The 6,505-nt window shown below is 52.4% G+C and carries 6 protein-coding genes; 5 read left to right on the top strand and 1 reads right to left on the bottom strand.

The features are described 5' to 3' along the window. From H5U02_13140 to H5U02_13160, 5 genes are all read left to right on the top strand, one after another. On the top strand, positions 1 to 1,764 hold a 1,764-nt coding region (locus H5U02_13140), incomplete at its 5' end, for a polysaccharide biosynthesis protein (GenBank protein ID MBC7343366.1). Positions 1,765 to 1,965: 201 nt separating this feature from the next. Next, on the top strand, positions 1,966 to 2,634 hold the full coding sequence (locus H5U02_13145) for a sugar transferase (GenBank protein ID MBC7343367.1): 669 nt from the start codon (positions 1,966 to 1,968) through the stop codon (positions 2,632 to 2,634). A 32-nt stretch (positions 2,635 to 2,666) separates the two neighbouring features. Then, the gene (locus tag H5U02_13150) at positions 2,667 to 3,668 is read left to right on the top strand and encodes an ATP-grasp domain-containing protein (GenBank protein MBC7343368.1); all 1,002 of its coding nucleotides are present in this window, start codon (positions 2,667 to 2,669) and stop codon (positions 3,666 to 3,668) included. Further along, on the top strand, positions 3,668 to 4,417 hold the full coding sequence (locus H5U02_13155) for an HAD-IA family hydrolase (GenBank protein ID MBC7343369.1): 750 nt from the start codon (positions 3,668 to 3,670) through the stop codon (positions 4,415 to 4,417). The genes H5U02_13150 and H5U02_13155 overlap by 1 nt, the downstream gene beginning before the upstream one ends. Before the next feature lie 95 nt (positions 4,418 to 4,512). After that, positions 4,513 to 5,691, top strand: coding sequence for a DegT/DnrJ/EryC1/StrS family aminotransferase (locus H5U02_13160; protein MBC7343370.1), 1,179 nt, complete (start codon positions 4,513 to 4,515; stop codon positions 5,689 to 5,691). A 330-nt stretch (positions 5,692 to 6,021) separates the two neighbouring features. Here H5U02_13160 and H5U02_13165 read toward each other — a convergent pair whose 3' ends face one another. Beyond that, complete coding sequence (locus H5U02_13165; GenBank protein ID MBC7343371.1) at positions 6,022 to 6,489, bottom strand: hypothetical protein; 468 nt, start codon at positions 6,487 to 6,489, stop codon at positions 6,022 to 6,024. Positions 6,490 to 6,505 lie beyond the last annotated feature (16 nt).

A 6,505-nucleotide genomic window follows, 5' to 3' on the forward strand; every position in this document is an offset into this window, starting at 1 on the left:
GTCTCGGTAGGGAGTGCCCTCTCCATCAGCGCCGCTTACTATCTCAACTTGCAGATTCCTAGGAGCTTGTTTATCATCGCTTGGCTCCTCAGCATAGGCTTGACCGGTGGTATACGGTTAATCGCACGGGTGGGCAGCAGCCGGGGCTGGTACCACGACTTCCGAGGCGGCAAGCCGGTGCTTATAGTTGGCGCTGGGGATGCCGGCGCCACCGTAGTTAGGGAGCTCCAGCGCTACCGGGAGAATCACTACAACCCGGTTGGTTTCGTGGATGATGATCCGAAAAAGCAGGGGTTGTATCTATATGGGTTGCCGGTGTTGGGTGCCAGGGCTGACCTGCCGCGACTGGTGAAGCGCTATGGGATAGAAGAAGTGATTGTAGCCATGCCTTCAGCCCCGGGGTCGGTTTTTAGAGAGCTGGTCCAGGTTTGCAACTCCTTAGGGGTGGAGCTCAAGACCGTGCCAAGGATCTATGCCTTGCTTGAAGGAACCGTGGCCACGGTGCGGAAGGTGGATGTCGAGGACCTTCTATGCCGGCCACCGGTAAAGGTCAATCTGGAGGAAATCGCCAGCTACCTTGATGATGAGGTGGTCTTGGTGACCGGAGCCGGCGGTTCCATAGGTTCTGAGCTTTGCCGGCAGGTGGCGAGGTTCAACCCTCGGTTGCTGGTCCTTCTGGATCATAGCGAAAACGACATCTTTGAAGTTACAGCCGACCTTAGGATTAAGTTTCCCAACCTCCATATGCAACCGGTAATAGTCGATGTGAGGGATCGGGTAGCCTTAGACTCTGTTTTTCGAAGGTACCAGCCTGGAGTTGTTTTCCACGCTGCTGCTCATAAACACGTCCCCTACATGGAGAGCTTTCCTGAAGAGGCGATTAAGACCAATGTCTTTGGCACCTACAATGTAGCTATGGCGGCCAGGGACTCTGAGGCCAAAAGGTTTATCTTGATCTCCACCGATAAAGCGGTCAACCCGGTAAGCATCATGGGGGCCACCAAGAGGCTGGCGGAGATGATAATCCAAACCCTGCATGAGGAAGGGATGGAAGCTGGAGTGCCCGGGCGGCGTGCGGATGCCGGCTCCACCAGGTTTATGGCGGTGCGATTCGGCAACGTCTTGGGCAGCAGGGGAAGCGTGGTGCCGCTATTTCAAAAGCAGATTGCTGCTGGCGGGCCGGTTACGGTTACCCATCCCGATATGAAGCGGTATTTCATGACCATTCCTGAAGCGGTACAGCTGGTGATCCAGGCGGGGGCTATGGGCCAAGGCGGGGAAATCTTTGTGCTGGACATGGGAGAACCGGTGTCTATCATGGAGCTGGCCGAAAACATGATTCGGCTGTTGGGCTTGGAACCGGGGAAGGACATAGAAATTAAGACCATCGGTCCCCGGCCGGGCGAGAAGCTCTTCGAGGAGATATTCTCGGAAAAGGAGGGTTTGGCCGCTACCAAGCACCAACGCATCTTTGTGAGCCGTAGTTGTGAGGTCGAGAGGAACAAGCTAACCTGGGCACTGAAAGAACTGCGGAGGCTGGTGGGGGTGCCGCAGGGCGATGGAGTCACTGCTCAGGGCGGTGGTGGCGAAGCGGCAGTTTCGATGCTGAGGCCGACAGGGCACGCGGACATAGTCGACGTGCTTAATTCCGTGATACCTGGCTGCCGCTGTACTGCTAGGCTGGAGAATGAGGAATGGTTCTTGTGCCAGAGGTCTAGCAAGGGAGCAGAAACAGTTGCGGAGCAAGTGGCAGCCACAAAATAAGAAAGCGGTTTCGGGGATGCTGAGGTGGGTAGGTTCGGGGCTGGGGCGGGAACCGGGCCGGGTGAGGGAGGAACTGAGATAGCAGGAGTACCCACTGGGGATTAAAAGCAGGTATACGGAGCTTATCTACTGGCTGTAAAAAAGCAGTTCTCGGAGTTAAGAAGCTTAGGAAGTAAAAGTTGAGCCTAAGAAACTTATTTTATGGAAGTCATTAATGTGAGTAAAAAAGCGGGATTAATAGTTAAGCGGATTATTGATTTGATAACTTCTGTTTTTGGGCTGGGGTTACTGTCACCTTTCTTTCTTCTTATAGCTATGGCTATCAAGATAGACTCTCCAGGCCCAGTATTTTACCGTCAGGAGCGGATCGGGAAGAATGGTGTACCTTTCCGGGTGTTTAAATTCAGGAGCATGGTTGTTGGAGCTGACAAAATGGGTTTGGGCCTAGCCGTGGCCAAAGATGACCCCCGAATCACTAGAGTAGGAAAGTGGCTTCGGCGCTACAGCCTGGATGAATTGCCCCAGCTAATAAACGTTGTCAGAGGCGAGATGAGTATAGTCGGCCCTCGGCCCACAATTAGGCAACAGGTGGAGCAGTACGATGCCTTTCAGCGCCGGCGCCTCAATATGAAGCCCGGCATTACCGGTTGGGCCCAGGTAAACGGCCGCAACAGTATCAGTTGGGAGGAACGGATCGAGCTTGACGTGTGGTATGTTGACCACTGGTCATTATGGCTGGATGCGAAGATCATGGCTTTGACAATACCAAAGCTTTTGACTTCTTCTAGCGAAGAACTTTATGGCCGCGACGGGGTCACCCCAGACCTAGGGGACCCTCAATCGAACAGCGGACCTCCACTATGCGGGTAGTGGTTCAAACTAAAGGCCATAGGAGACTAACTATGTTGAAGGTGTTGTTTACAGCTGTGGGAAGAAGGGTAGCTCTGCTAAGGAGCTTCCGGCGCGCCTTTTTGGATCTTGATCTAGAGGGCGTTATACTTGCTACTGACATGGACCCAGCAGCTCCTGGGTTGCTTGAGGCTGATCGTGCGTTCCTTTTTCCGGATTTTAGATCAGAGTCGTATCTACCTAAGCTTCTGGAGATATGCGAAAGAGAAGGGGTCAACTTGCTTATCCCTCTAATTGACCCCGAACTACCATTACTTGCACAGCATAAGGAAACGTTCGAGAGCATTAATACTGTTCTAGTACTGTCTTCGCTGTCATCAGTAAGCATAGCGAACGATAAGCTAGCTACGTTTGCGTTCTTTAAGAGTAACGGAATTCCATGTGTTAGCACGAGACTCTACAGCGAAGATGACGAACCTCGCAGTGAGAAGAGTTTCCCGCTTGTAGTGAAGCCTAGGTACGGGTCGAGCGGCCAGGGCGTAACCTTGTGCTCGAGTTACAGGGAGTTGGAAGTAGCTGCATCCAAGACCCAGGAGGTGGTTATCCAGCCGCTAATACGCGGGCCGGAAGTGACTATTGACCTCTTTGGCGATGGCACAGGCCGGTTGCTTTCGGCTGTTCCTCGCCAAAGGCTCAAGATTCGTGGTGGCGAGGTAGAACGGGCGATCACGATTGAGATTGAACCCCTCATGGAAAGTGTCTTACGAATCTCCTCAGGGTTTAAGCCTTATGGGCCAGTAAACGTACAGTGCTTTATTACAGACGAAGGCCCTCTTTTTACTGAGATCAATGCAAGGTTTGGCGGCGGTTACCCTTTGACCTACGCAGCCGGAGCTGACTTTCCGCGAATGATAATTGAGATGTTTCTCGGCCGTGACCCAGAATCTCAACTAGGGAACTATACAAGGGGCCTAGTAATGAGTCGCTATGATGAGGCTTTTTTTACATTGGCAGACGACCTACCCTTAGGAAAGCCTCTGGGAGTAGTCGAATAATGTCCGCAGTAAGCCATAGCCAGATTAGAGCAGTCCTATTTGACCTTGACGATACACTATATCCCGAAATCGCATTTGTGAAGAGTGGCTTTCGGGCGGTGAGCCATGCGTTTGAAACACCGGAATTCTCGGCAAGCTTTCTCTACTCACGCCTAGAATCGCTGTTTCTAGAGGATCGAAAGCATGTCTTTGACCATCTTGCATGCGAGATAGTGTCAGTAGTTAGGCACGGTGCCGGTACTAACGAAGATCTCGAATTAGAGATCAAGGGTCTTGCCGAGTCTATGCTCTGGTGCTACCGAAATCACGAGCCAACTATTACTTTACATGAGGACGCCCAAAGAACGGTAACCGTCCTTAAGCAGCGTGGGTATGCGGTTGGGATAATAACCGATGGCTTGCACGAAGTTCAAAAAAGGAAGGTGGCTGCGCTCAAGCTCAATGAGCTCGCAGACATAATAATCTACACTGATGAGCTGGGGCCTAATCGACAATACTGGAAGCCATCACCTAAAGCTTTTGTCCTTGCAGTCGAACGGCTACGATTAAGCCCCTGGGAGGTTTATTATGTCGGTGACAACCCGGAAAAAGACTTCGGTGGTCCACTTGCAATAGGAATGAATGCGGCATGGATACGAAGGGAGGCCGGGATTTATGGAAATCTCCGTCCAACCCAGGAACAAGCCATTCTAAAGATAGATTCGTTGACATGCTTATTGAAAATGCTTCTACCTGAGCCCGTAATATAGTACGAGTACGTTTCAATAGTCTTGACTAAATACTTGGTGGCCTGTGTTCGTCCAGACATTACTCCCATTGTTACTCAGGTAGGTAGGAAGCGGAAATGGAGGTCCTTCAATTGCCAAATGGCTTTCTACGCCGGGTGCCGCTGGCCCAGCCCGATATAACCGAAAGGGAAGTGGCGGCGGTCGGCGAGGTAGTTCGATCGGGAATACTTGCCTTGGGACCCAAGATGGTTGAATTTGAGGAAAAGGTTGTCGCCTATGTGGGCCGGAAATACGCGGTGGCGGTAAACAGCGGAACCAGCGGACTTCACCTTTTAGTTCGGGCCTATGGAATCGGCGAGGGGGACGAGGTCATTACCACCCCCTTTAGCTTTATTGCTTCCAGCAACTGTCTTTTGTATGAACGGGCGCGGCCGGTCTTTATTGATATTGAACCGGATACCGGTAATATTGATGCCCGGCGTATTGAAGAGGCGATTACAAACAAAACCAAAGCCATTCTACCGGTGGATGCCTTTGGTCAGCCCGCAAGGCTCGACCTGGTCCGGGAAATCGCCGACCGGTACGGGCTGGTAGTCATAGAGGACGCCTGCGAGGCGCTGGGGTCGGAGTACAAGAACCAAAAGGCCGGCAGTGGGGCTTTTTCTGATGCAGCCGTGTTTGCCTTTTACCCCAATAAGCAGATTACCACCGGGGAAGGCGGCATGATCGTTACCGATGATGAAAGGGTAGCCAAGCTTTGCCGGAGCCTTCGCAACCAGGGGCGGGCCGAATCAGGCCTGTGGCTTTCCCACCAGTATCTTGGTTACAACTATCGTTTAGATGAAATGTCAGCGGCCCTGGGGGTGGTCCAAATGGACCGGATCGAAGAGATCATCGAGATGAGGCAGCGGGTGGCGGAATTATATTTCCAGCGGCTGAGGTCTATCCCTGGGGTAAGGTTGCCTTATGTGGCACCAGAAGTCACCCGCATGAGCTGGTTTGTTTTTGTCATCCGGGTGGGGGTTGACGAGCCGGACCCGGGGCGGCAACGGTGGGTACGCGATACGGTGATGCAACGGCTTGAGGAGGCAGGGATTGGCTGCCGACCCTACTTCACGCCCATTCACCTCCAGCCTTTCTACCGAGAGCGATTCGGGTTTAAGGAAGGAGACTTTCCGCAGGCTGAGGCTTTTGGCCGCACCAGCATTGCTATTCCCTTTCATAACCGCCTGACTGAGGAAGAAATCGATTACGTTGGAGATGTGTTGGAGCAAGCCTTGGCTGAATTAGGATAGCCTATGACGTGGTTTTTATGCTGCAAGTCAGGCCTATATCGGAGTGAAAGTAAGCAGCGCTTAGCTGATTATGCAGGCGCTGCGGGTGATGCTGACCCCGGAATCCAGCCGGGGAAAAGAACCAAGATAAGTGGCAAACAGGCTTAGTTGCGCCGGCGCTGAGTTTTCTCCCAGTTCCAGGCGGTCTGGAGGATAAAGTCTAGATCGTCGTAGCGGGGCCGCCAGCCCAGTCATGGCAACGGTTGCAAAACTGTGCGAATTGGCGGATTGACCAACCGTGACTTTGCGCTCGCGAAACACAAGTAATCTGTCTAGCTGTTAAGGCTGGGTTTAAACATTGGTCCCCGAAAGTATACGTCTCATTTCCTGCAGGCTGGCTACCTTGATGCTCATCTTGTGGATGGATTTGAGGGTGGAAGTGGACTCGATCTGGTTCACCGCCTGGATGATGTCAGGCTCTACCTGGCCGAACCTTTCCTGCAGCACATCCAGTATGCTTCCCCGAAGGGCCTCGATCTTGCCTCTCTCGAATCCCTCTTGACGTCCCTCTTGACGTCCCTCTTGACGTCCCTCTTCACGCCCCTTCTCGATACCCTTTTGTAGCCCTTCGTTGTACCACTCCTGAACGAAGCTAGATTCCTTAATATACACGAGTATCTCCTCCCGAAAAACTTTCAATAAAGTCTCTCGATCAAAATACCTTTCGGCTATGGTCAAAGCTATTGACAAGCTATCGGCCCGGAGCTTAGGATTTTCCTCTTTAAGTACCAGCTCCTTGGTTTGCTCGAGGACACTCATATCCCTTTTATCGGTG

The organism is Clostridia bacterium, from assembly GCA_014360065.1.
Taxonomy (GTDB): domain Bacteria; phylum Bacillota; class DSM-521; order Neomoorellales; family JACIYF01; genus JACIYF01.

Excerpts from the sequence above, each read along its gene's own strand:
- H5U02_13145 (MBC7343367.1), top strand. The coding sequence starts at position 1,966 with ATGGAAGTCATTAATGTGAGTAAAAAAGCGGGATTAATAGTTAAGCGG.
- H5U02_13150 (MBC7343368.1), top strand. The coding sequence starts at position 2,667 with ATGTTGAAGGTGTTGTTTACAGCTGTGGGAAGAAGGGTAGCTCTGCTA.
- H5U02_13155 (MBC7343369.1), top strand. The coding sequence starts at position 3,668 with ATGTCCGCAGTAAGCCATAGCCAGATTAGAGCAGTCCTATTTGACCTT.
- H5U02_13160 (MBC7343370.1), top strand. The coding sequence starts at position 4,513 with ATGGAGGTCCTTCAATTGCCAAATGGCTTTCTACGCCGGGTGCCGCTG.
- H5U02_13165 (MBC7343371.1), bottom strand. The coding sequence starts at position 6,489 with ATGAGTGTCCTCGAGCAAACCAAGGAGCTGGTACTTAAAGAGGAAAAT.